We start from the raw sequence: 23022 nt of genomic DNA, 5'->3' as shown, positions 1-23022 counted from the left end.
TTCAGAGCTGGGTGGCTGACTCGGGTGATCCAGACTCGATCACTTCCACGCTGGCGGTTTGCCCGGCCACCAGATGCACACCGGCAGGAAGAGGGGCCAACTCGATGCGCACCGGAATGCGTTGGGCCAGCCGAACCCATTGGAACGTCGGGTTGACGTTGGCCAGTAACCCCGTACTGCCGGATAACTCCCGATCCTGGATGCCGCGGGCAATGCTGGCGACCGTGCCCGTCAGCGGCGTCGATACCCCCATCAGCTCGATACGCACCTGGGCGCCTGGCTGGATCCGCGAAAGACGCGTCTCCTCGAAGTAACCCGCCACATAGAAGCCATCGGCATGTACCAGCGCCATCACAGCGGTACCGGCATGCAGATAAGCCCCGACATGCAGATCCAGATTGGTGACATAACCCTCGCAGGGGGCGCGCACCTCGGTGCGATCCAGATCCAGTTTGGCTTGGGCCAGCAGCACCTGGGCCTGCCGATAGTTGGCACTGGCCACATCGGCATCGGCGATGGCCTGCTCCTTGGCGGCTTGGGAGAGAGCGCTTTGCAGCCGGTCGGCCCGGGAAGCATCCCGCTGCTTTTGCGCCATCAGCAGGCGGCTACTCTGCAGATTGGCTTTGGCCACCTCGACGGCGAGCCGGTAACGGACCGGATCGATGCGAAACAGCAGTTCGCCGCGCTGCACATGCTGGTTATCCCGTACCCGCACCTCGCTGATCAGGCCCGAGACATCGCCGGCTAGTTGGGTCACCTCGCTGCGTACCCGGGCATCCCGGGTCCAGGGGGCTTCCATGTAGTAGTGCCAGAGGTGCATCCCCAAAAACAGGGCAAGCGCCACCATGGCGAGTGTGGCCACCACACGGGGTAAAAAGTGAAGGATTTTCATAGGTGTCTCTTATTATCCAATGACAAACAACAACTGACGCAGCAGCACGGTCAGCACCACAAACAGGGCGGAATTAAACAGATGGGCATGCCAGAGCCAACGATAGGCGCCCCATGCCCCCAACAGGCGGCTACACAGCAGGCTCAGCGGTACCGCCAGGACACCACACAACAACAGGGGCGGGAAAAACAGCCCACCTACATCAATTTCATGCACGGGAACTCTCCTCCGGCCGACGGCTGGATAGCGCGCGACGGGTAAAAAAATCAGGACAGGTTTCAAAGGCTTGCAACAGAGCGGTAAAGCGCAGCTCGATCTCGCGGCTGGCGGATCCGGACGGATGGGTCAAAGACCAGAGCGTCTGGCGCAAGGTGAGCAACAAAGGTTCCAGAGCCTCAAGGCGCGCCTCGGGTTTCAGGGTGAAAAACCGGGCGATGCCGTCCCGTGCCTGCTGCAGTGCGGCACGGCCATGGGGTAGCAGCGAAGCCTGCAATGGCTTCAGGTGCAACAGCGCAAGCCCCAGGCGCAATGCCGCACCACAGGCTCGGGTGACCGACTCACTCTGGTCGCCCGCCCGCAGGATCAAGCCGTGCATCAGCTCCTGCTGACGGCTCTCGAACTCACTGCGGCTAGCTGCCGTCCCCTGCGCAGCAGCGATGAGCTGTCGCTCGAGAGCCAGTATCAGCCGTTGACTGGCGGCCTCACGCCCGAAGCGGCGCAATACCCCCATCATCAGCAGAGGCAATCCCATGCCGATCTGCTGGGCGATGCCCATATTGATCAGGGCGATCGACGAGGTGCTGGCGCTGTTGCTAATGGCGAGCAGCACAGTTGTGCCCAACACCAGGGGGATGGCGATGGGGGCATAGGCCGGTTTGGCCATCATAAAACCACCCAGCAGATAGGCGGGAGCCAGGGCCAGTACCAGGCCGCTAAAGTCGCTCAGCAGTGGAAAGATGCCGTACAGGTAGAGCATGGCAATGGGCAGGGCCAACAGATTAAAGATAAAGAAGCCCTTGGCCGGTACCAGCGGATTATCGGCACTGGCAAACAGCGAGCAGACCACGCCGGTGATCATCACCGCCACATAGCCATCGCTCCAGCCGGTAAAGTACCAGAAGCTGGCGGCGACCAGAACCGAAGCGGCGGCTACTGCGCCAATCAGCAGAGCCTGGGCCGGATCCTGATGGTAGGCAAAGCGTAGCGTCCGGTTTTTATAGGTGGGAACATGGTCCAGATAGCGCATCAACTCGGCCATCTGCTGGCAGCTGCGGCCGAGCAGTGGTATCAGCTCATTGAGGCTGTCCTGGTTGAAGTGAGGATCATCTCGTTGCGTTGTGCTATCAGGGTTTTCAGCCGGCGAATCACAACGCAGCGGTGTGCCACTAGCCAGTAGTGTCAGTTGGTGTTGCAACGATTCAGGCAAGGGTGATGACAGCTGACAAAGCCGCTCTTCGCTGGCAACCAGCAAGGAGAAGTGCTGCTGCAACTGGCATTGCAGCTCCAGCAGCAGGGCTTCGTGGCCGCGCAGGCGGTGGGAGTCGCGCAACGCTTGCTGGCGCAGATCGTCGCACTGACGCAGGCACTGCAACAGACTCTGCCGCAGTTCGAGATGCGGTGTTGTGGGCTGATCCGCCATCGCCTGCTGCCAGCTGGCAATGAGCTGTTGGGCTCGGGCAAGGGTCGCTAGATAGAGGCCGTGGCTCTTGCGCGGAAACAGCAGCAGATCGAGGCTCATATAGCAGATGATGCCCAAGCCAATCTCTTCCACCCGCGCCAACACCACATTGAAGATACTCAGCGGGCTATCCACATACGGCAGGGAGATAAACAACGCCGTATAGCCGCTGAGCATAAAGGCATAGCTGTAGGCACTGCGCTCCAGCAAGGAGAGCGCCAGACAGCAGGCCAGCCAGAGTGCCAGGGCCAGCATATGCAGTACAGGTGCTGTGTGCAGCGCCAGCAGCAAGACCATGCAGGCGATGGCGCCGAACAGGGTGCCGAGCAGCCGCGAGACGCCCTTGGCCAGCGCCATTCCCGAGAACGGCTGGGCAATGATATAGACACACATCATGGCCCAGGCGGGGTTATCGAGCCCCAGTGCCATGGACAGATAGAGTGCCAGCATGGCCGCAGCGAAGGTCTTGAGCGAAAACAGAAGTTCGAATATCGGGCTTTTTAACAAAACAGGGACTCCATGACGACGGATAACGTCACGCTAAGGGCTGCCTCGAGTCGGAGAGCGAACCGGATTGCGAAGCGGGTGAACAGATTGGGCGTTGTAACAAGCAAGGAGTCCAGGCTGGTTGCTGCGGGCCGCACACTCCCTATCGCATTGTGTTTTATGATACTCGCTTCAATAATGGGCCATCTATGGCGTATTTTTACATTCAGTATTAAGCGGTGATTAATAATGGCGCATATCAAACGATTGATGGTATTTGCCCATGTGGTGGAGTCCGGCTCCATGACGGCGGCCGCGCGCCAGCTGGAGATGACGCCCTCGGCGGTGAGTCAGCAGATCCGCCAGTTAGAGAGTGAGACCGGGGTGGTGCTCCTTCACCGCTCGACCCGCAAGCTGACGCTGACCGCGGCCGGGGAAGGGGTGTACGAGAGCTGTCGGGATATGCTGGCCGCCGCGCGTCAGGCCGAGCAACGGCTCCTGGCCCAACGCGAGGCTCCCTTAGGCGAGCTGCGCATCGCCAGCACCATCCTCTTTGCCCGTGCCCATCTGACCCGGGCTCTAGCCCCCATGCTGCAGGAATTTCCCCAGTTGGGACTGCGGCTGATTGCTACCAATGAGGCGGTGGATCTCATCGCCGAGCGCATTGACTTGGCGTTTCGGCTGGGGCCGGCCGAGGATTCGAGTCTGGTAGCGCGTAATCTGGCCGCGCTGCGCTATGTGCTGTGCGCCAGCCCGGCCTATCTGGAGCGCATGGGGCACCCGGTAGTACCCGAAGATCTCCATCAGCACCAGATGCTGATCCTCACCAGCCGTGCCAATCCGACCTCCTTTCCCTTTACCCACGAAGGAGGGGAAAAGCAGGTGCTGGAGCTGGATGGCCGCATCCAGTGCAACGAATCCCAGACCCTGGGCCAGCTCAACGAGGCGGGGTTTGGCATCCTGCACCGCTTCGAGTTCGATGTGCAGGAGGCGCTGACCTCCGGCAAGCTGGTACGGGTGCTGCCGGACTGGCACCTGCCCGAGGTGAATCTCTACGCCGTCACCTCCAGCCGCGAGGCGCAACCGGCCAAGGTGCGTCACGCCATCGAAGCGGTCCGCCGCTACCTGGCCCAATACCAGGGCAGCGCGGTGCGGGTATTTGGCTGAATTTCCGATAGGTTTCGACGGATTGTCGGTTGGCATTGATTCGAACGCTGTATCGAAGGTTGCCGAATCATGATGTTGAATCGGTTCCAATGAGCAATACGCGGACAACAAAAAAGCCAAGAGCAAATCTTGGCTTTATGCTTTCACCTCACCGCCGAGCCGTTTACCAATGCATAAACACTAGCCTTAAGCTTAATTAAATTACATCCAGCACCGAGGTATCTTTTCCATAGACGCCTTCCCAGTCACGGACAAATCCCGCGACGCCGGAATCGGTTAATGGATGGACGATCAGTTGTTCAAATACATCCGGGGAAATAGTCACAGACTGGGCACCTGTCATTGCTACGTCGTGGACTTGCTGCACATTTTTAAAGGATGCAGCGAGCACTTTTGACTTCAAATTATGCTTTTGCAGTAAGGTGACAATATCGGAAACAACTCTTACGCCATCGCCGCAGATATTATCCAATCGATTCACATAGGGCGCCAAAAATTCAGCACCAGCCACGGCGGCCATTAATGCTTGTTGAGGGGATAGAATAGCCGTCGCCGTGATGCGCAGGTCATTATTCCGCGCTAGGGTCTTCATGGCTTTGATGCCTTGCGCGGTAGCCGGAATTTTTACGACAAAATTGCTGCCCACCAATTCTTGTAGACGATAGGCCTCAGCAATCATGGTGGTGGCATCTTTGCCCATGACCTGCGCATGCAGCATGATGTCATCACCAATCACTGCTTTGATTTCTTTGAGTATTTCAGGCAACGGTTTGTTTTCTTTGGCGATGATACTCGGATTCGTGGTCACGCCAGCGATGGGATATAAATCAATGCAACGTGCAATATCGTGAATATTTGCGGTGTCTAACATGTAAATCATGATAACTGGCCTCTGTTTAAGAAGGTTTATACATCAACCCTTGAATGTCAGATCGCATAACAGTAGCAGCATCTCTGTTTATATCTGGATCGACAGGTGAAGTAATGGTCGTGACTACAGCACGCATGAACTGCCGTTTAAGTACCCCCCGATTAGGGAACAAACCCCATTGTTTCCCGTGCGTCGCCCTGGAGAGGAAACCCGCGACTGACATGATATGAAAGCGCGACAGGGTGGTGCGCTAGTCCGGTATGCCAGGTGCACTCTCAATCAGGGATGACCATCCACCATCGTTCTATTCATATTATGAAAATTAGCGAATAAGTGCTTTATTAACATCGAGTTACGATAAATTAAATGGACCATCCAAGCTAGCGCGATGAACACAGGTTCTGACGCTGAGCACGGGTACACTATACAAAGATTAACCAAGCGCAAATTGATACAGATCAACGATGCTTTCGAATGAAAGGTGTGTAATTAATTCGAAAGTCACCGACCGGGATCACTGATGCTCTTCAACATACAGCGCTATGCAACCCATGATGGACCAGGCATCCGAACCGTGGTGTTCCTCAAAGGCTGTTCACTGAGTTGCCGCTGGTGCCAAAATCCAGAGAGCCGCTCTCGTACCCTCGACATGCTGTATGACGAAAGGCTTTGTCTGCAAGGCTGTGCACGTTGCACCAAAGTTGCCGGCAATTTTAAACGTCCGGATCTCGCTGGCGCCATTGAAATCGATAGAGCCACATTAACCGCACAAATCATGACAGAGGCCGCCGATATATGCCCAAGTGGCGCTATTGCCGTGTGTGGTGAAATAAGCTCGACTGAACAGATCATGAAAGAAGTCTTAAAAGACCGGGCCTTCTATGCAAATAGTGGCGGCGGCATGACTCTCTCGGGTGGTGAGCCATTTATGCAGCCCGATTTGGCATCTGCTATTTTTGCGGCGGCAAAACATGAATCCATTCACACGGCCGTGGAAACTTGCCTGCATGTGCCTTGGAAATATATTGAGCCTGCGGTGAGTGACGTGGATTTATGGTTGCTCGATATCAAGCATATTGATGACGATATATTTCATCAATGGACTTCGGGTCAGTTGTCATTAATCAATAACAACTTAGAACAATTAGGCAAAAAACAGGCAAATATCGTTTTTCGAGTGCCTATTATTCCTGGTTTTAACGATAACGAAGAGACTCTTGCCGCTATTATCCAAAAAGCGTCAGCGCACTATTCAACCTATGGGGGCAGCAGGGAAATCCATTTTCTTCCCTACCATACCTATGGTGTTCATAAATATCATTTGTTGGGGATGATTTATACCGGATCCAAGCAACCCCTGGATCGACCTGAATTATTAGCTTTCGCAGAGCGCGAAGCGAAAGCCCAAGGTCTTACGGCTATACTGAGAGGGTAATATGACCGACATCGATTTAACCACACTGACTGAACGGATCCGTCATCACAAGCGTCGTTTAGTGGATATTGTCTCGCCACCTGTCTGTACCGAGCGCGCATTGCATTATACCGAAGCCTATAAAGCCAATATGGATAAACCCATGGTGTTGCGACGAGCCATAGCGCTGGCACATCATCTGGAAAAGCGCACCATATGGATTGATAACGATGAATTGATCATCGGAAATCAAGCCGCTTATCTGCGCTCGGCGCCTATCTTTCCTGAATACACCATGGATTGGGTGGTAAATGAAATTGATGAGCTGGCCGATCGTCCAGGTGCCGGTTTCACGGTTGCCGAAAAAGATAAGAAAATTATCCATTCCATAGCGCCCTTCTGGAAAGGACAGACGGTTCGTGACCGCTGCTATGCCTTATTTACGGATGATCAGCGGGCACTGCTGGATTCTGGAATCATCAAAGCCGAAGGCAATATGAATGCCGGTGATGCTCATATGGCCGTTGATTATGAATTGCTATTAAAGGTTGGAATTGCCGGCCTGCGGGAAAAAGTCGCCGAACGACGCAGCCGCATTGAGTTGGCGGTGTGGGCGGATCTGCATCGTGACCAGTTTTTGAAGGCGGTTGATCTCTCATTCGCGGCGTTGACGGAGCATATTCGTCGCTATGCCGATCTGGCAAAACAGATGGCGTCCGACGAACAACGGCTTGAACGTCGCGATGAACTGCTTGCTATCGCCGAAAACTGCGAGTTAATTGCCGAGCAGCCGCCAAAAACCTTCTGGCAAGCGTTGCAGCTGTGTTTCTTTATCCAGTTATTCCTGCAGATCGAATCCAATGGCCATTCTGTCTCCTTTGGTCGCATGGATCAATATTTATATCCATTCTACCGACGGGATGTGGAATTAGCAGAATCGCTGAGCCGGGAGCAGGCAATTGAATTATTGCACAGTTGCTGGTTGAAATTGCTGGAGGTCAACAAGATCCGCTCGGGATTACATTCAAAATCATCGGCTGGTAGCCCCATGTATCAAAATGTCACCATCGGTGGTCAAAAATTAATCAATGGCGTTGCGGTTGATGCGGTGAATTCACTCTCGTATGCAATTTTAGAATCCTGCGGTCGTTTGCGCTCCACACAACCGAATTTAAGTGTCCGTTATCACGCCGGTTTGACCAATGACTTTCTGGAAGCTTGTATGGCGGTTATTCGTTGTGGTTTTGGTATGCCGGCCTTCAACAATGATGAAATTGTTATCCCGGAATTTATAAAACTCGGCGTAGAACCAGCGGATGCCTATAACTATTCGGCGATTGGCTGTATTGAAACCGCAGTGCCAGGAAAATGGGGATATCGTTGTACCGGGATGAGTTTCTTGAACTTCACCCGGGTGATGTTAGCGGCGCTGGAGCAGGGTAGGGATGCCACCACAGGCCATATATTCCTGGCTCAGGATAAAGGTTTGTCACTGGGTAATTTCAAGAACTTTGACGAAGTAATGGCGGCTTGGGATCGGCAGATCCGTTATTACACCCGAAAGTCCATTGAAATTGATTGTGTCATCGATGCAATGCTGGAAGAGAATGCCCATGACATTATTTGTTCGGCATTGATTGATGACTGCATCGAGCGTGGACTGACGGCCAAACAAGGTGGTGCCAAATACGATTGGGTTTCCGGTTTACAAGTCGGGATTGCCAATACCGGTAATAGCCTGGCGGCGGTACGGGATCTGGTATTTGGCGGTAAGGTTTCACAACAGGAATTAGCCGCCAAACTGGCGGACGATTTTGCAGGCGAAGAGGGGGAAGCCTTACGCCACATATTACTCACCCGCGCCGCAAAATTTGGTAACGATGATGATGGGGTTGACTCTTTATTGGTGACAGCCTATCAGAGTTATATCGATGAGATCCGCAATTACAAAAATACCCGCTTCGGCCGTGGTCCCATCGGCGGTGGTTACTATGCAGGAACATCCTCTATTTCTGCCAACGTGCCTTTTGGTGCTGGCACCATGGCGACGCCAGATGGTCGCAAAGCGAAAACACCGCTGGCCGAAGGTGCCAGTCCCTCTTCGGGCACCGATAGTCACGGTCCCACGGCCGTGTTTAATTCACTGGGTAAATTACCGACAGCGGCTATTCTGGGCGGTGTGCTGCTGAACCAGAAACTGAATCCAAGCAGTCTAGAACAACCTCGGGATCGACAAAAACTGCTCTCCTTATTGCGGACCTTTTTCGAAGTGCATAAGGGGTGGCATGTGCAATACAATATTGTTTCCCGTGACACCTTGCTGGCGGCAAAACAGCATCCGGATCAGTATCGGGACCTGGTCGTTCGCGTTGCAGGGTACTCGGCGTTCTTTACCGCATTATCTCCAGATACTCAGGATGATATTATTGCGCGCACAGAACATAGCTTGAATTAGGCTATTGACTCACTCGCTGCCCAATAGTCGATCACTCATCAGAGGGACGGGGTAGCACTGAGCTGACCCTCCGCGCCAGGGATGGCGCGGCGGAGCCCCCATGGATGGGTTCATGGCGTGTCAGCGGGTGCTACCTTGTCCACTCGATGGCAGCATCTTTGCCGCTAACTGTCTGCTGTTTGTTCAGACTCCATCCCAACTCATTGCTCCTGAAACCCACAGCGGGATTGCCCCCTGCTGATTAATAAGGGGATCCCTGCTAGGATAGCGCCCCGTGACGATGCCCGTTTTCTTCTGTTGGCATCCCCGGTTTTTGTGGAGTCTTTCGTGTCCTTATCCATTTCCCAATTGCAAGCGTCCCTCTCCAGTTGTCTCTCCATGGATCGGCTGCGTATCAGTCGCCGTCTGCGCGGTGTGGAGAAGGTGCCGGAGACCAAACGGCAACCGATCCTCGAAACCCTGGCGCTGGAGATAGCGGCCGCCCAATTGCGGGCCGAGGAGCGAGCGGGCAAGGTTCCCAAACTCGAGTATCCGGCTGACTTACCGGTCAGCCAGAAGAAGGATGATATCGCCGCCGCCATCGCCGCTCATCAGGTGGTGATCGTCGCCGGTGAAACCGGCTCGGGCAAGACCACTCAGTTGCCGAAGATCTGTCTGGAAATCGGCCGTGGCATCCAGGGGCTGATTGGCCATACCCAGCCCCGGCGTCTGGCGGCCCGCAGCGTCGCCAGCCGTATCGCCGAGGAGCTCAAGTGCGAGCTGGGAACGGCGGTGGGCTACAAGGTGCGCTTTAACGATCAGGTCAGCACCGACTCCTATGTCAAGCTGATGACCGATGGCATCTTGCTGGCCGAGATACAGAATGACCGCCTGCTCAGCCAATACGACACCCTGATCATCGATGAGGCCCACGAGCGCAGCCTGAACATCGACTTTATCCTCGGCTACCTCAAGCAGTTGTTGCCCCGGCGTCCGGATTTAAAAGTCATCATCACCTCGGCCACTATCGATCCGGAGCGTTTCGCCAAACACTTTGGCAAGGCGCCGATCATCGAGGTGTCTGGCCGCACCTATCCCGTCGAGACCCGCTATCGCCCTCTGGTGGATGGTGTGGAGGAAAAGGACCCGCTGCAGGGGATCTTCGATGCGGTGGATGAACTCTGCCATGAGGGACTGGGCGATATCCTGATCTTTATGAACGGCGAGCGGGAAATTCGCGACACCGCCGATGCCCTGCGCAAGCGCAACATTCGCGATACCGAAATCCTGCCGCTCTACTCGCGGCTGTCGAACGCCGAGCAGAACCGGGTGTTCAGCCCCCATGCCGGGCGACGCATAGTGCTGGCCACCAACGTCGCGGAGACCTCGCTGACGGTGCCCGGTATTCGCTATGTCATCGATCCGGGTACGGCGCGCATCAGCCGTTATTCGGCGCGCACCAAGGTGCAGCGCCTGCCCATCGAGCCCATCTCCCAAGCCAGTGCCAATCAGCGTAAAGGCCGTTGCGGGCGGGTGGCGCCCGGGATCTGCATTCGTCTGTATGACGAGGCGGATTTTATGGGCCGGCCGGAGTTTACCGATCCGGAAATTCTGCGCACTAACTTAGCCTCGGTCATTTTGCAGATGCTCTCGCTGGGGCTCGGCGATATGGCCAGCTTCCCGTTTGTCGAGCCGCCCGATAGCCGCCAGATCAGTGATGGCGTGCGCCTGCTCGAAGAGTTGGGAGCACTGGATACCCGCGAGCAGATCGCGGCCGCCCGGCAAGCGGCTCAGTCTGCCGTCCGAGGTCATCATCACCCGGCACGGGAGCCCAAACCCGGTGAATTACGCCTGACCCCGCTGGGTAAACAACTGGCGCGCATTCCGCTGGATCCGCGTCTGGCGCGGATGGTGCTCGAAGCGCCTAAATACGGTGTGCTGGAGGAGGTGCTGATCATTACCGCCGCGCTCTCCATTCAGGACCCTCGCGAGCGGCCCATGGAGAAGAAGCAGGCTAGTGACGAGCAGCACCGCCGTTTCGAGGATAAGGATTCAGATTTTATCGCCTTCCTGAATCTGTGGAACTATCTGCAGACCGCCCAGAAGGAGGACAGCCAGAACCAGTTCCGCAAGCGCTGTCAGCACGAATTTCTCTCCTACCTGCGGGTGCGCGAGTGGCAGGATATCCACTATCAGGTGCGCCAAGCCACCCGCGAGTTGGGGCTGCCGCATAACGAGGTGGCAGGCGATGCTGCCTCCATTCACAGGGCGCTGCTGTGCGGTCTGCTTAGTCATATCGGCACCAAGGATGGCGAGAAGCAGGAGTTTATCGGCGCCCGCAACGCCCGGTTCATGCTGTTCCCGGGCTCAGGCCTGTTCAAAAAGCCGCCCAAGTGGGTGATGGCCGCCGAGCTCACCGAAACCTCGCGACTGTTTGCCCGCACTGCGGCGCGCATTCAGCCGGAATGGATTGAGCCCTTGGCCCAACATCTCATCAAGCGCTCCTATTCGGATCCGCGCTGGTCGAAAAAGGCCGGCGCTGTGCTCGCCAGCGAAAAGGTCACTCTCTACGGCCTGACGATCGTGCCGGAGCGGGAGGTGCAGTACAGCACCATAGATCCGGCGCTGTGCCGTGAGCTGTTTATCCGCCGCGCTCTGGTGGAAGGGGATTTCGAGACCCGGCATGCTTTCTTCAAACAAAACCGCGCCCTGCTGGCCGAAGTGGAAGAGCTGGAGCACAAGTCCCGCCGCCGCGACATTCTGGTGGATGACGAGACGCTGTTTGCCTTCTACGACGAGCGCATTCCCCATGATGTGGTGACCGGTCGTCATTTTGATACCTGGTGGAAGAAGGCCGCCCAGAGCGAGCCGGAGCTGCTCAACTTCGAGCGCGAGATGCTGATGAAGGGCGACGCCAGCCATATCAGCGATCTCGACTACCCGAACTTCTGGCACCAGGGCCGCATCAAACTCAAGCTCTCCTACCAGTTCGAGCCTGGTACCGATGCTGATGGGGTGACGGTGCATATTCCGCTACCGATCTTGAACCAGATCGAGGCGGTGGGTTTTGACTGGCAGATCCCGGGCTTGCGCCACGATTTGCTGGTCGCGCTCATCAAGGCGCTGCCCAAACAACTGCGCAAGAACTTCGTGCCGGCGCCCAACTACGCCTCGGCGCTCAATCAGGCGCTCAACCCCGAAATGGGGCCGCTGCTGGATTGTCTGGAGAAACAGCTCAAGCGCATGAGCGGCGTGACCATACCGCGGGAGAGCTGGGATCTGGCCGCGGTGCCGGATCACCTGAAAATCACCTTCCGGGTGGTGGATGACAAGGGCAAGAAGATTGCCGAGAGCAAGGATCTGCCCACTCTCAAACTCGAGTTGCAGGGCAAGGTACAAGAGACCCTCTCTCAGGTGGCGGACAATGACATCGAGCAGTCCGGTTTGACCCTGTGGAGCTTTGGCCCGCTGCCCCAGGAGTACAGCCAGAAGCGCGGTGGCTTCGAGATGAAGGCGTATCCGGCCATCATCGACAACAAGGATTCGGTGGCGATCCAGCTGTTTGACTCCCAAGTGGCCCAGGCCCAGGCCATGTGGGCGGGGCAGCGACGCCTGGTGCTGCTCAACGTGCCCAATCCCATCAAATACTTGCAAGAGAAGCTGCCCAACAAGGCCAAGCTGGGGCTCTATTTCAACCCCTTCGGCAAGGTGGCGGATCTGATTGATGACTGCATCGCCTGTGGCTGTGATCAGCTGATGGCGGCGCAAGGGGCGCCGAAGTGGAACGCCGACGAGTTCGAGGCGATGAAGGAGCGCATTCGTGCCGATCTCAACGAGACCGTGGTGGAGATTGCCAAGCTGGTCGAGCAGATCCTGACCGCCGCCCACGGCATCAAAAAATCCCTCAAAGGAAGGGTGACCCTGGAGCTTGCCTATGCCCACTCGGATATTCAGGCCCAGCTAGAGCGCTTGATCCATCGCGGTTTTGTCACCGAGACCGGTCACCAGAGACTCCCGGATCTGCTGCGCTACCTGCGCGCCATCGAGCGACGGATGGAGAAGATCCCGACCGATCCGAACCGGGACCGCCTCTACATGCTCAAGGTGCAGTCGGTGGAGCAGGAGTACCAGCAACTGAAAAACAAGTTGCCCAAGGGGCAGCCGGTGCCGGCGGAGGTGAGCGATATTCGCTGGATGCTCGAAGAGCTGCGGGTCTCGTTCTTCGCCCAGACCCTGGGTACGCCTTATCCCATCTCGGATAAGCGAGTCTCCCAGGCCATCCAAGCGGTGAAGATCTGACGCAAGATGGCCCTATCCCGGTGGGGGTGGGGCCACTTCAGAAACTGACGCCCAGGCTCATGGGTGTGCTACCACTCCTGCGAGATTTTGTGCCATGGCTAACAGCCAACGGGTGATGGAATCCCTATGCTGTGACCCTTTCGCATGAAGCGCATAAGTTCGCAGGAGGCTGCTATGAAAAATACATTCGATCATCCACTTCCGGATGCTAACGGTTACTTTGGGGAATTTGGTGGCAGTTTTGTGCCATCCGAGCTGCAGGTCATCATCGATGAGATCACCGAGGCTTATCACGCCATTCGTCAGGATCCGGCGTTTCTGGCAGAGCTGACCCGCCTGTATCAGCATTTTGTCGGCCGCCCGAGTCCGATTTTCCACGCCCAAAGCCTGTCGGAGCGCTACGGGGCGCCTATCTACCTCAAGCGTGAAGATCTCAACCACACCGGGGCTCACAAGATCAACCACTGCCTGGGTGAGGCGCTGCTGGCCAAGAAGATGGGCAAGAAGAAGGTGATCGCCGAGACTGGCGCCGGTCAGCATGGGGTGGCACTGGCCACCGCCGCGGCTCTGGTGGGGCTGGAGTGCGACATCTACATGGGCGAGGTGGACATTGCCAAAGAGCATCCGAACGTGGTGCGGATGCGCATTCTCGGTGCCAATGTGATACCGGTGACCCATGGTCGCAAGACTCTCAAGGAGGCGGTCGATGGTGCCTTCGCAGCCTATCTGGCCGATCCGGTGACCCAGCTCTATGCCATCGGCTCCGTGGTTGGCCCTCATCCGTTCCCGATGATGGTGCGAGATTTCCAGTCGATCATTGGCAATGAGGCGCGGATCCAGTTCCAACAGATGACCGGCAAACTGCCAGACAATCTGGTCGCCTGTGTCGGTGGAGGCTCCAATGCCATGGGGCTGTTTAGCGCCTTCTTGAACGATGCCAGCGTCAAGATCCACGGCGTCGAGCCGGCTGGACGTGGCGTGGAAATTCCGGGGGAGCACGCCGCCAGTCTGACCAAGGGCGAGCCCGGAATCATGCACGGCTTCAAGTCCTACATGCTCAAGGACGAACAGGGCGAGCCGCAGGAGGTTTACTCGGTGGCCAGCGGTCTGGACTATCCCTCCGTCGGCCCGCAGCACAGCTACCTCAAGGAGATGGGGCGCGTGCAGTATGGGGTGATTGATGACAAGGAGGCGATCGATGCTTTCTTCACCCTCTCGCGCAGTGAAGGGATCATCCCGGCCATTGAGTCTGCCCACGCCGTCGCTTATGCCTTGAAGCTGGCGCAGCAAGGCGAGAAGGGCAGCATTCTCGTCAACCTCTCCGGCCGTGGCGATAAGGATATCGACTTCGTGATCAAGAACTACGGTGCCGAGTACGGCATCGGCTCGCTGATCTGAGTCCACCGGCTTTTCAGGTCCATGCAATAGAGGGAGCTTCGGCTCCCTCTGTTATTCCAGCGTGCAGCCTTTTTATTTTCGTCATCGCAGATGTTTCGTTAAATAGCCAAGCAGCGTTCGGCCATACACAGGGCGGCCGCCCCCTGCGGTTCAGAGTCGACAGGGGGAAACCAACCGTTGGCGTATCGAGCCTCTTGACTGACATGACAGATAACGGTGGCGTTATCGTCTGCTGCGCTGGCCGCGACGACGAGGTGAGCTACAGCTGGCGGTAGTGAAACTCGGTGATGGAGTAGGCTTCGAGCAGGGCCAGCGTCACCGCCTCTTGGCTGATTTGGCTCTCTTTCCGTTCTACCAGCGCCACCGCTTGCACGGCATCCGGGGCAAACCCGGCCATTCGCAGCATGATCAGGGCTGATTGCAGCGGCGGCAGGCTGGGATTGAAGGCCGCGTTTTCGGCATAGCGCCCGCAAAAAACCTCACCCTGCTCGGTCCGTAGTGCAACCCCCGCATGGCTGTGGCTGTAGGGAGCATAACTGCGGATGGCCGCCGCTCTGGCTGCATGCAGCAGAGGATCAGAAGGCTCTTCCAGCGCGGGTAACGAGAGTTGTTGGCTCACCAGCAAGGCATCCGTCACGCCCAAATCCCGCGGACCAAATGCTGCAGGAAGCAACTGTTGCAATGTTTGCTGAGTGCTGGGCAGATAGATGGTCAACCCTTGAGCCGAGGTCGTCTCATTCATGAACTGGCGGCAGTGACCGCAGGGCGAGGCGTTGATGGTGATCCCGACCAGGCCGGTCTCGCCATGGAGCCAGGCATGGTTGATGGCACACTGTTCGGCATGAATGGTCTGGCCCAGGCTTTGCCGGGCAAATTCCATATTGGCGCCGAGATAAAAGTTGCCCGAAGCTCCCCAGACGATGGCGCCGACGTGAAAATTCGAGATCAGAGCGTAGGAGTAGGCGGCGGCAACCGGCAATAGGGCCAGAGTGACACTCCGGCAATCCAGACCGCTGGCCTCGATCAAGGTCTGCATCAAGGCAGCAGGGATCACGGCCAGCGAGTGATGTTGCTGCAGATGCTGGTTGAGCGGTGCTTGCAGCGCTGACGGCAGTTGGTCAATTGCTTGCTGAACGGCAGGGAGTACAGAAAAAGGGGATGGCGATTGTGATGATGACATAGAAGGCTCCAGCGAGTGAGGGCCCATTTTATGGAGTCAGCCCCGGAGAATTTTGCCACACCGGACACAGTTTTGCGGGGTGGCAAAAGGCAAACGTTTCTCGAGATGCACGCTGTGCGGATGATCACAAAACCCCGATTAGCCAGCCATACAGCGCGAACATCAACGGCGCCAAAATAGCGGTCAACAGACCACAAGCCACCATAGCCAGAGATGAAAATGCCCCCTGGCTGGTGCCTTTCTCGGCGGCGGCGGCGGTTCCTACGGCATGGGAGCAAGCACCCATGGCCAAGCCTTGGGCTTGCGGATCTGTGACACCAAACAGCTTCAGTAGCGGAAAGCCCAGTACTGCGCCGAGAATGCCGACCAGTACCACAATAGCTGCCGCAATAGCGGCCACGCCGCCGAGGCTGGTACTGACGCTCATGGCCAAGGGAGTGGTGATCGAGCGGGTGGCAATCGAGCTCATGATCTGCGAGGGCACAGTTAGCAGGCTGCAGCTGATAAAGGTGATGCCGATGCTGATCACCACCGAGATAGAACAGCAGATCAGGATGGGTTTAAGCCGGGCTTTGATCTGGCTGGCTTGCTGGTATAGAGGAATGGCTAGCGCGACAACGGCAGGCTCCAGCAGCAGATGGATGGGGCGGGCGCCGGACTGGTACTCCGCCAGGGGCCAGCCAAAGAAGCTGATCAGCCCCATGATGATCAGCATCGGGATCAGTACCGGGTTGATAAACGGCAGCGGCTTTAACCGATAGAGCTGACGGGTTAACCAATACAATAAGAACGTCAATGGGATAGCGAAGTAGAAAATCATTGGTTCATTCTCTGATAAAGCCTTCCGACCACTAGCAGGATCAAGCTGATCCCCAGCACTACGTTCAACAGGATCACCCCGAGGGAGGCCATGACGGTATCCAGATAGGCGAGCAGTCCAACCGCAACCGGAATAAACAGCAGCGCCATATGACGGAGTAACAAGGAGGCTGAGGGCTCAATCCAGTGCATGCGCACCAGTTGGAAATTCAATAGCAAGAACAGGATCAGCATACCCAGTATGCTGCCGGGAAACGCGAATGGCAGGAGCGAGGAGATCCATTTGCCGACGGCAAGACAGGCCAAGATGATAAAAAAACTACCCAGATAGCCGATCAGGCGCTGCAGCATCTGCTGATTCGTCATATGCGATACAACCAAAAATCACGGATGGCTCACACTTTACCATGTTCTCATGGTTTCGGCAGGCGGAATCATGGGTCTGTGGCGTCGTGTTCAGTTCATGTTTATCGACAGTGATTACAATGCAGGTCAGGACGCTAGAAATGAATAAGGGCAAGTCGGTGTTCTGACTTGCCCTTACTGTTGCTCGCTGCCGTTGAGGCAGTGTGTTACATGGTACATGAATTAACTCTACTTACGTCGACCTCCAATATAGCGGTCGTTTACTGCTACCCAATGTGTGTTCCGAATCTGAGTAGCAACTTAACTATAGCGCAGATTTTTTCGTGTAAAGGTATAAATAGAAAAAATGTTTGCTGCTGCCACCCGGCAGCCAGAAGCAGACATTCTTACGCAGGGATCCGATAGTATGAAGACTTCTAACACCTGGTTTGACGCGCTTACTGGTTATTCACCCGCGGCAGGTTTACTGGCAACACCGGCGCGCCAAGGCGCGGTCTGGTCCGTGCGGCTGGATAATATCAGCCCGACAGTTATGCGCCTGAGCGAATGGCTGTTATTCGATGGCCCGGTCGCCACGCCAGGTACCGTCATCTATGGCGAAGGTTTCCAGATGCTGGCGCAAACCGACGGCACTTGGGCTGAACCCCGCTCAATCGGTCGTTGCCCCGATTCCAGCGTTTACCGCATTACCCCGGATCATGGCTATCACAGCATTCACAATTTGTTGATGTATCAGACCGATGGTGGCTGGATCCTGCTGGGCTTTGCCAGTTGCCGCCGCTTCGGCGGCGAGTTTCGCCTCTATCCGGACGGGCGGCTACAGATCCTGATGAACACCGAAGGTTTGAGCCTGCTGCCGGGGGCGCACTGGGAGAGTGAGTTTCTGGTGGTCCTGACGGGTAGCGATAGAGCGCAGCTGCTGACCGAGTTCTCCCGGCACATTAACCACTGCCATCCGCCACTGCCTGCTCAGCCGCGAGCCACCGGTTGGTGTTCCTGGTATCACTACTACGCCGAAGTCACCCGCGAGGCAATCGAAGAGAATCTGGCGCAAATGACTGAGCGCTTTGCAGCACTCGAATTTGTCCAGATTGATGATGGTTACCAAAGAGCAATGGGGGATTGGTTACTGCCGTCGGATCGCTTCGACGGAGGCTTGTTGCCGCTATTGCACTCCATCCGCCAGGCAGGCCGGGAGCCAGCGCTCTGGGTTGCGCCCTTTATTGCCGAGCCGGGTTCGCAGATTTTCCAGCAGCATCCCGAGTGGTTTATTCAGGATGCAGAAGGTAAGCCACTTGCTGCGGAAAAGGTCACCTATGGCGGCTGGCGCTGTACGCCCTGGTATGTGCTCGACGGCACCTTGCCTGCGGTGCAGCAACATCTCCAGCAGCTGTTTCATACCTTGCGGCATGAATATGGCATCCGCTATTTCAAGCTGGATGCTAACTTCTGGGGCGCGCTGCACGGCGGTCAGTTTGCCGATCGGCGTGCCACGCGGATCCAGGCTTATCGTCGAGGAATGGCCGCTATTCTTGCGGGTACCGGTGACGATGTCTTCTTGCTCGGTTGTAACGCCCCCTTCTGGCCATCTCTTGGCCTGGTGCATGGCATGCGGGTGGCGGATGATGTGGAGCGCAGTGGCCATCGTTTCCGGCAAATCGCACGGGAGATCTTCTCCCGCAGCTGGCAGGCTGACACACTCTGGCAACTGGATCCGGATTGTCTGTGTTTGTTGGACATTCCAGGTCAGAGTGCGAGTCCCGCTGAATACAGCTTTCATGCCGCTATGATGGCGGCGTGTGGCGGTATGTTGTTATTAGGCGATCGGTTAGCGGATCTGGGGGCTCGCCAGCAGCAGGTAGTGGCCGGATTGCAGAAATTGGCTCATACGCAGGCACCGGCGGCGCGATTCGTCGATGAGGAATATCGAGTAGCTCAACTGCCCTGGGAGCAGGGAACTTTGCGTTGCTATTTTAATTGGCAAGCGGATGCTGTGACACTGGAATTGCCACCCGCGAGCCAGGATTTCTGGTCAAACGAGCGGTTGCCGCAGGGTGAGTGGACTCTGCCCGGATATGGCGGCTTGGTGATCTGGCATCCGGCCAGGGTATAAAGCCTGCCATTCGATCATAAAAAAGGCCTGCATCTGCAGGCCTTTGTTTTCAGCTTGACCAAGAGTTCGTTAGTCCTGGGTCAGGGCTTCGTTGTGGACGCCCATCACAGCACGGCCTGACGGATCGGCCATCAGTTTGAATTGCTCATCCCATTCCAGCGCCTTCGGTGTGGAGCAGGCGACAGACTTGCCGTAAGGCACACAGCGAGCCGCCGATTCCAGCGGGAAATGCTCTTCGAAGATGGCGCGGTAGAAGTAGGCTTCCTTGGTCAACGGCGTGTTGATCGGGAAACGGAAGCTGGCAGCCTCAAACATCTGATCGCTGACTTCATTCTCGACATGCACCTTCAGACTATCGATCCAGGAGTAACCCACGCCGTCAGAGAATTGCTCTTTCTGACGCCAGGCCACTTCTTTCGGCAGATAGTGTTCGAAGGCTTCACGCAGCAGATGCTTTTCAATCTTGCCGTTGCCGCACATCTTGTCTTTAGGATTGACGCGCATGGCTACATCCATGAACTCCTTGTCGAGGAAAGGCACGCGTCCTTCCACACCCCAAGCCGCCATGGATTTGTTCGCCCGCAGACAGTCGTACATATGCAGCTGCGACAGCTTGCGAACCGTTTCCTCGTGGAATTCCTTGGCATCGGGTGCCTTATGGAAGTAGAGGTAACCGCCGAACAACTCATCAGAGCCTTCACCGGACAACACCATCTTGATACCCATGGCCTTGATATAGCGAGCCATCAGATACATAGGGGTGGAGGCACGGATGGTGGTGACGTCATAGGTTTCCAGGTGATAAATCACATCCCGCAGGGCATCCAGACCTTCTTGCACCGTAAAGGTGATCTGGTGGTGGATGGTGCCCAGGTGATCCGCCACTTTCTGTGCGGCCGCCAGATCAGGAGAGCCTTTAAGACCCACAGCAAACGAGTGCAGCTGTGGCCACCAGGCTTCGGACTTGCCATCATCTTCCACACGACGCGCAGCATATTGTTTGGTGATAGCCGAGATGATTGAGGAATCGAGACCACCGGATAACAGGACACCGTAAGGCACGTCGCACATCAGTTGACGCTTCACGGCATCTTCCAGGGCATCGCGCAACGCCAACTTATCGGTGACGTTATCCTTGATGTTGTCGTAGTCCATCCAGTCCCGCTCATAATAGCGGGTCAGCTCGCCGTCCTTGCTCCACAGATAATGTCCTGGTGGAAACTCCTGAACACTCTTGCAGACCGGGGTCAGCGCCTTCATCTCGGAGGCAATATAGAAGTTGCCGTTTTCGTCATACCCCATATACATGGGGATGATCCCCATATGATCACGCCCGATCAGATAAGCATCTTGCTCGGCATCATAGAGGATGAAGGCAAAAATGCCGTTGATCTCGTCGAGAAAGGCAGGGCCCTTCTCCTTGTACTTGGCCAGGATGACTTCGCAATCCGAGCCAGTCTGGAACTGGAAATCGACGCTCAGCGACTTCTCCAGCTCTTTATGATTATAAATTTCGCCATTTACGGCCAGGATGTGAGTTCGTTCAGGGTTGTAGAGCGGTTGCGCACCATTACCCGGATCCACGATTGACAGACGTTCGTGTACCAGGATGGCCTTATCGGTGCTGTAGATACCAGACCAATCCGGGCCACGGTGACGCAGACGCTTGGACATCTCCAACGCGGTCTTGCGCAAGGCAATGGCGTCAGATTTGATGTCCAGAATACCAAAGATAGAACACATGCTTCCTTTATCCTCGAATAGTTGGGCCCCACGTTGGCCCACTGGTCCTTTTCATTCCTCACCCGTCAATCTGCCAGAGGGCGCCGACCCACTGCAAGCAGAAATGTCAGTTTCAGAGCATTCAACGGCAAGTTTGGTGCAACTGCGTGGAAAATCGTCACTTTAGATCAGGTCGATATCGGCCACTGACTCAAAAATATGGTTCGGACGGTAGGGGACTTTGTCGATATCACTCATTTTGCTGACTCCGGAGAGGACCAATACCGTTTCCAGCCCAGCCTGAAACCCGGCAAGAATATCGGTGCGCAAATTGTCGCCGATGATCATGGTGTTTTCCGAGTGTGCCTGCATCTTGTTCAAGGCGGCCCGGATGATCCAGGCGCTGGGTTTACCAACATAAAATGGCTGCTTACCCGTCATCCGCTCGATGGGCGCACACAGAGCACCGCAGGCGGGATACATATGCGGGCCGTGAGTATCCGGGTTGGTGGCAATGAAGCGAGCCCCTCGATCAACAAACTGGGCTGCTTGCTGGATCATGTTCCAGTTGTAGTTTCGAGTTTCGCCGACCACCACAAAATCAGGATCCACATCCGTGATACTGAAACCAGCCATGTAGAGTTCATGGGTGAGAGCCCCTTCGCCCACCACATAGACCTTTCGGCCTTCCTGACGGGTGAGAAAGGCGGCGGTGGCCATCGCCGAGGTATAAAAACAGTTTTCGGGTACATGGACCCCTGCGCTTTGAAAGCGATTTTGCAGGTCTTTGGGGGTTTGTCCGGGATAATTCGTAACAAACAGGAGAGGGGTTTCCTGTTCAACCAAGCGATGCACAAAGCCATCGGCGCCAGGGATCAGCTGATTATTGTGTAAAATCACGCCGTCGATATCACAGATAACACTTCGCTTACTACTCAAATGGTGCTCCTTGGCTACAGATGGTGCATCCCTCAGGTTGTATCCGGAGTTCAAGAGCTTTGCAATGTTTGTCGTTACCGGACATAAACGCGTGCATCAGCAGAATAATCTGCGGGTTTATGGCATTAGTCGTGGAAATTGAATTCAAATTGCAGTTTTACCAAGTTAATCTGCATACCATCAATGAGCCGAAGCATCTACCTGAATGGCGGAGTATGAAGTAATGGACAAGTTTGTCGCCGGGTTACCCAAAATCGAGTTGCATGTGCATATCGAAGGGACGCTGGAGCCGGAGCTGCTCTTCGCATTAGCCGAACGGAATCATATTGAACTGCCTTATCCGGATGTGGATAGCCTGCGGGCTGCGTACCAGTTTACCAACCTGCAGTCGTTCCTGGATCTCTATTACCAGGGAGCTGCGGTGTTGCAGACCCAGGCCGATTTTTTTGATTTGACCTGGGCCTATCTGCTGCGTTGCCAGCAGGACAATGTGGTTCATACCGAAATTTTCTTTGATCCCCAGACTCACACCCAGCGTGGTATTCGCTTTGAGACCGTCATTATGGGAATACAGTCGGCGCTGGAGCAGGGGGCGCGGGAGTTGGGGATTTCCAGTCGCCTGATCCTGTGCTTCCTGCGTCATCTGTCTGAAGAATCAGCCTTTGCCACGCTGGAGCAAGCGCTCCCCTATAAACACCTGATCCACGGTGTCGGTCTGGACTCTTCGGAGTTGGGAAATCCCCCCGAAAAGTTTGCCCGGGTTTTTGCCCGAGCCAGGGCAGAAGGCTGGCGGCTGGTCGCTCATGCCGGTGAGGAGGGGCCCGCATCCTATATTTGGGATGCCCTGGATCTATTGCATGTCGATCGAGTGGATCATGGCGTACGAGCCATGGATGATCCCTTGCTGCTGGCACGTTTGGCGGCCGAGCGAATGCCACTGACGGTATGTCCGCTCTCCAATACCCGTCTTTGTGTCTATGCCAGTATGGCCGAACACACCATTCTGGACTTACTGGATAAGGGGCTGTGCGTGACGGTCAACTCTGATGATCCGGCCTATTTTGGTGGCTACATGGGCGCGAATTATCAAGCTCTCGTTGATCATCTGCAGGCATCCAAAGAGCAGTTGCGGCAGTTGGCACTCAATTCGGTAGAGGCATGCTGGCTGGATGACAAACAGAAGCGAGTGCTGGAGCAACGAATTCTCGCCTATGTCTGAGTAGCGGATCTGATGCTATCCCCCG

At 55.9% G+C, this 23022-nt stretch carries 16 protein-coding genes; 7 read left to right on the top strand and 9 right to left on the bottom strand.

Annotation, left to right across the window (positions count from 1 at the left end; genetic code table 11):
- Position 1: 1 nt before the first annotated feature.
- From ACZYUB_RS05165 to ACZYUB_RS05155, 3 genes are read right to left on the bottom strand one after another with little or no spacing between them, the layout of a single operon-like run.
- Positions 2-892, bottom strand: a complete 891-nt coding sequence (locus ACZYUB_RS05165) for an efflux RND transporter periplasmic adaptor subunit (RefSeq protein ID WP_463946099.1) — start codon at positions 890-892, stop codon at positions 2-4.
- Between the two features lie 12 nt (positions 893-904).
- Positions 905-1108 carry a DUF1656 domain-containing protein gene (locus ACZYUB_RS05160; RefSeq protein ID WP_463946097.1) on the bottom strand — a complete coding sequence of 68 codons (204 nt, stop codon included), beginning with the start codon at positions 1106-1108 and terminating at the stop codon, positions 905-907.
- On the bottom strand, positions 1101-3077 hold the full coding sequence (locus ACZYUB_RS05155; RefSeq protein ID WP_463946095.1) for an FUSC family protein: 1977 nt from the start codon (positions 3075-3077) through the stop codon (positions 1101-1103). The genes ACZYUB_RS05160 and ACZYUB_RS05155 overlap by 8 nt, the downstream gene beginning before the upstream one ends.
- Positions 3078-3305: 228 nt before the next feature.
- Between ACZYUB_RS05155 and ACZYUB_RS05150 the strand changes: the two genes are divergently transcribed.
- Positions 3306-4223, top strand: coding sequence for a LysR family transcriptional regulator (locus tag ACZYUB_RS05150; RefSeq protein ID WP_463946093.1), 918 nt, complete (start codon positions 3306-3308; stop codon positions 4221-4223).
- A gap of 196 nt (positions 4224-4419) precedes the next feature.
- Here ACZYUB_RS05150 and ACZYUB_RS05145 read toward each other — a convergent pair whose 3' ends face one another.
- Positions 4420-5103 (bottom strand): transaldolase family protein, encoded by a 684-nt coding sequence (locus tag ACZYUB_RS05145; RefSeq protein ID WP_463946092.1) that lies wholly within the window; start codon positions 5101-5103, stop codon positions 4420-4422.
- 511 nt (positions 5104-5614) lie between these two features.
- Here ACZYUB_RS05145 and ACZYUB_RS05140 point away from each other — a divergent pair.
- From ACZYUB_RS05140 to trpB, 4 genes are all read left to right on the top strand, one after another.
- Entirely contained in the window at positions 5615-6529 is a 915-nt protein-coding gene (locus tag ACZYUB_RS05140) for a glycyl-radical enzyme activating protein (RefSeq protein WP_463946090.1), read from the top strand.
- Position 6530: 1 nt separating this feature from the next.
- A complete protein-coding gene (locus tag ACZYUB_RS05135) occupies positions 6531-8963 on the top strand; it encodes a formate C-acetyltransferase/glycerol dehydratase family glycyl radical enzyme (RefSeq protein WP_463946089.1) in 2433 nt (810 codons plus the stop codon).
- Positions 8964-9290: 327 nt separating this feature from the next.
- On the top strand, positions 9291-13241 hold the full coding sequence (gene hrpA, locus ACZYUB_RS05130; protein WP_463946087.1) for an ATP-dependent RNA helicase HrpA: 3951 nt from the start codon (positions 9291-9293) through the stop codon (positions 13239-13241).
- 174 nt (positions 13242-13415) lie between these two features.
- Entirely contained in the window at positions 13416-14639 is a 1224-nt protein-coding gene (gene trpB, locus ACZYUB_RS05125; RefSeq protein WP_463946085.1) for a tryptophan synthase subunit beta, read from the top strand.
- A 259-nt stretch (positions 14640-14898) separates the two neighbouring features.
- Here the strand turns inward: trpB and cdd are convergent, their stop codons facing one another.
- From cdd to ACZYUB_RS05110, 3 genes are all read right to left on the bottom strand, one after another.
- Positions 14899-15819: a cytidine deaminase gene (gene cdd, locus ACZYUB_RS05120; RefSeq protein WP_463946083.1), complete on the bottom strand. Its 921-nt coding sequence runs from the start codon at positions 15817-15819 to the stop codon at positions 14899-14901.
- A 124-nt stretch (positions 15820-15943) separates the two neighbouring features.
- Positions 15944-16639 carry an LrgB family protein gene (locus ACZYUB_RS05115; protein ID WP_463946082.1) on the bottom strand — a complete coding sequence of 232 codons (696 nt, stop codon included), beginning with the start codon at positions 16637-16639 and terminating at the stop codon, positions 15944-15946.
- Complete coding sequence (locus ACZYUB_RS05110; RefSeq protein ID WP_463946080.1) at positions 16636-17004, bottom strand: CidA/LrgA family protein; 369 nt, start codon at positions 17002-17004, stop codon at positions 16636-16638. Before ACZYUB_RS05110 ends, ACZYUB_RS05115 begins: the two co-directional genes overlap by 4 nt.
- Positions 17005-17410: 406 nt before the next feature.
- On the opposite strand from ACZYUB_RS05110, the gene ACZYUB_RS05105 reads away from it, so the two are divergent.
- Positions 17411-19117: a glycoside hydrolase family 36 protein gene (locus ACZYUB_RS05105; protein ID WP_463946078.1), complete on the top strand. Its 1707-nt coding sequence runs from the start codon at positions 17411-17413 to the stop codon at positions 19115-19117.
- Between the two features lie 69 nt (positions 19118-19186).
- Here ACZYUB_RS05105 and asnB read toward each other — a convergent pair whose 3' ends face one another.
- The gene (asnB, locus tag ACZYUB_RS05100; protein ID WP_463946077.1) at positions 19187-20860 is read right to left on the bottom strand and encodes an asparagine synthase B; all 1674 of its coding nucleotides are present in this window, start codon (positions 20858-20860) and stop codon (positions 19187-19189) included.
- A gap of 162 nt (positions 20861-21022) precedes the next feature.
- Positions 21023-21778, bottom strand: coding sequence for an HAD-IIA family hydrolase (locus ACZYUB_RS05095; protein WP_463946075.1), 756 nt, complete (start codon positions 21776-21778; stop codon positions 21023-21025).
- A gap of 223 nt (positions 21779-22001) precedes the next feature.
- Between ACZYUB_RS05095 and ACZYUB_RS05090 the strand changes: the two genes are divergently transcribed.
- Entirely contained in the window at positions 22002-22997 is a 996-nt protein-coding gene (locus ACZYUB_RS05090; protein ID WP_463946073.1) for an adenosine deaminase, read from the top strand.
- The last annotated feature ends 25 nt before the right edge of the window (positions 22998-23022 follow it).

This window comes from Pseudaeromonas sp. HNCC25DJ182 (genome assembly GCF_055413365.1).
Note: the sequence above shows the minus strand (reverse complement) of the source record. Positions and strands in the feature narration are given on the sequence as shown.

What these genes read in the sequence shown, in the direction of transcription:
- ACZYUB_RS05165 (WP_463946099.1), bottom strand. Translation starts at nt 892, where the DNA reads ATGAAAATCCTTCACTTTTTACCCCGTGTGGTGGCCACACTCGCCATG.
- ACZYUB_RS05150 (WP_463946093.1), top strand. Translation starts at nt 3,306, where the DNA reads ATGGCGCATATCAAACGATTGATGGTATTTGCCCATGTGGTGGAGTCC.
- ACZYUB_RS05145 (WP_463946092.1), bottom strand. Translation starts at nt 5,103, where the DNA reads ATGATTTACATGTTAGACACCGCAAATATTCACGATATTGCACGTTGC.
- ACZYUB_RS05140 (WP_463946090.1), top strand. Translation starts at nt 5,615, where the DNA reads ATGCTCTTCAACATACAGCGCTATGCAACCCATGATGGACCAGGCATC.
- ACZYUB_RS05135 (WP_463946089.1), top strand. Translation starts at nt 6,531, where the DNA reads ATGACCGACATCGATTTAACCACACTGACTGAACGGATCCGTCATCAC.
- trpB (WP_463946085.1), top strand. Translation starts at nt 13,416, where the DNA reads ATGAAAAATACATTCGATCATCCACTTCCGGATGCTAACGGTTACTTT.
- cdd (WP_463946083.1), bottom strand. Translation starts at nt 15,819, where the DNA reads ATGTCATCATCACAATCGCCATCCCCTTTTTCTGTACTCCCTGCCGTT.
- ACZYUB_RS05115 (WP_463946082.1), bottom strand. Translation starts at nt 16,639, where the DNA reads ATGATTTTCTACTTCGCTATCCCATTGACGTTCTTATTGTATTGGTTA.
- ACZYUB_RS05110 (WP_463946080.1), bottom strand. Translation starts at nt 17,004, where the DNA reads ATGACGAATCAGCAGATGCTGCAGCGCCTGATCGGCTATCTGGGTAGT.
- ACZYUB_RS05105 (WP_463946078.1), top strand. Translation starts at nt 17,411, where the DNA reads ATGAAGACTTCTAACACCTGGTTTGACGCGCTTACTGGTTATTCACCC.
- asnB (WP_463946077.1), bottom strand. Translation starts at nt 20,860, where the DNA reads ATGTGTTCTATCTTTGGTATTCTGGACATCAAATCTGACGCCATTGCC.
- ACZYUB_RS05090 (WP_463946073.1), top strand. Translation starts at nt 22,002, where the DNA reads ATGGACAAGTTTGTCGCCGGGTTACCCAAAATCGAGTTGCATGTGCAT.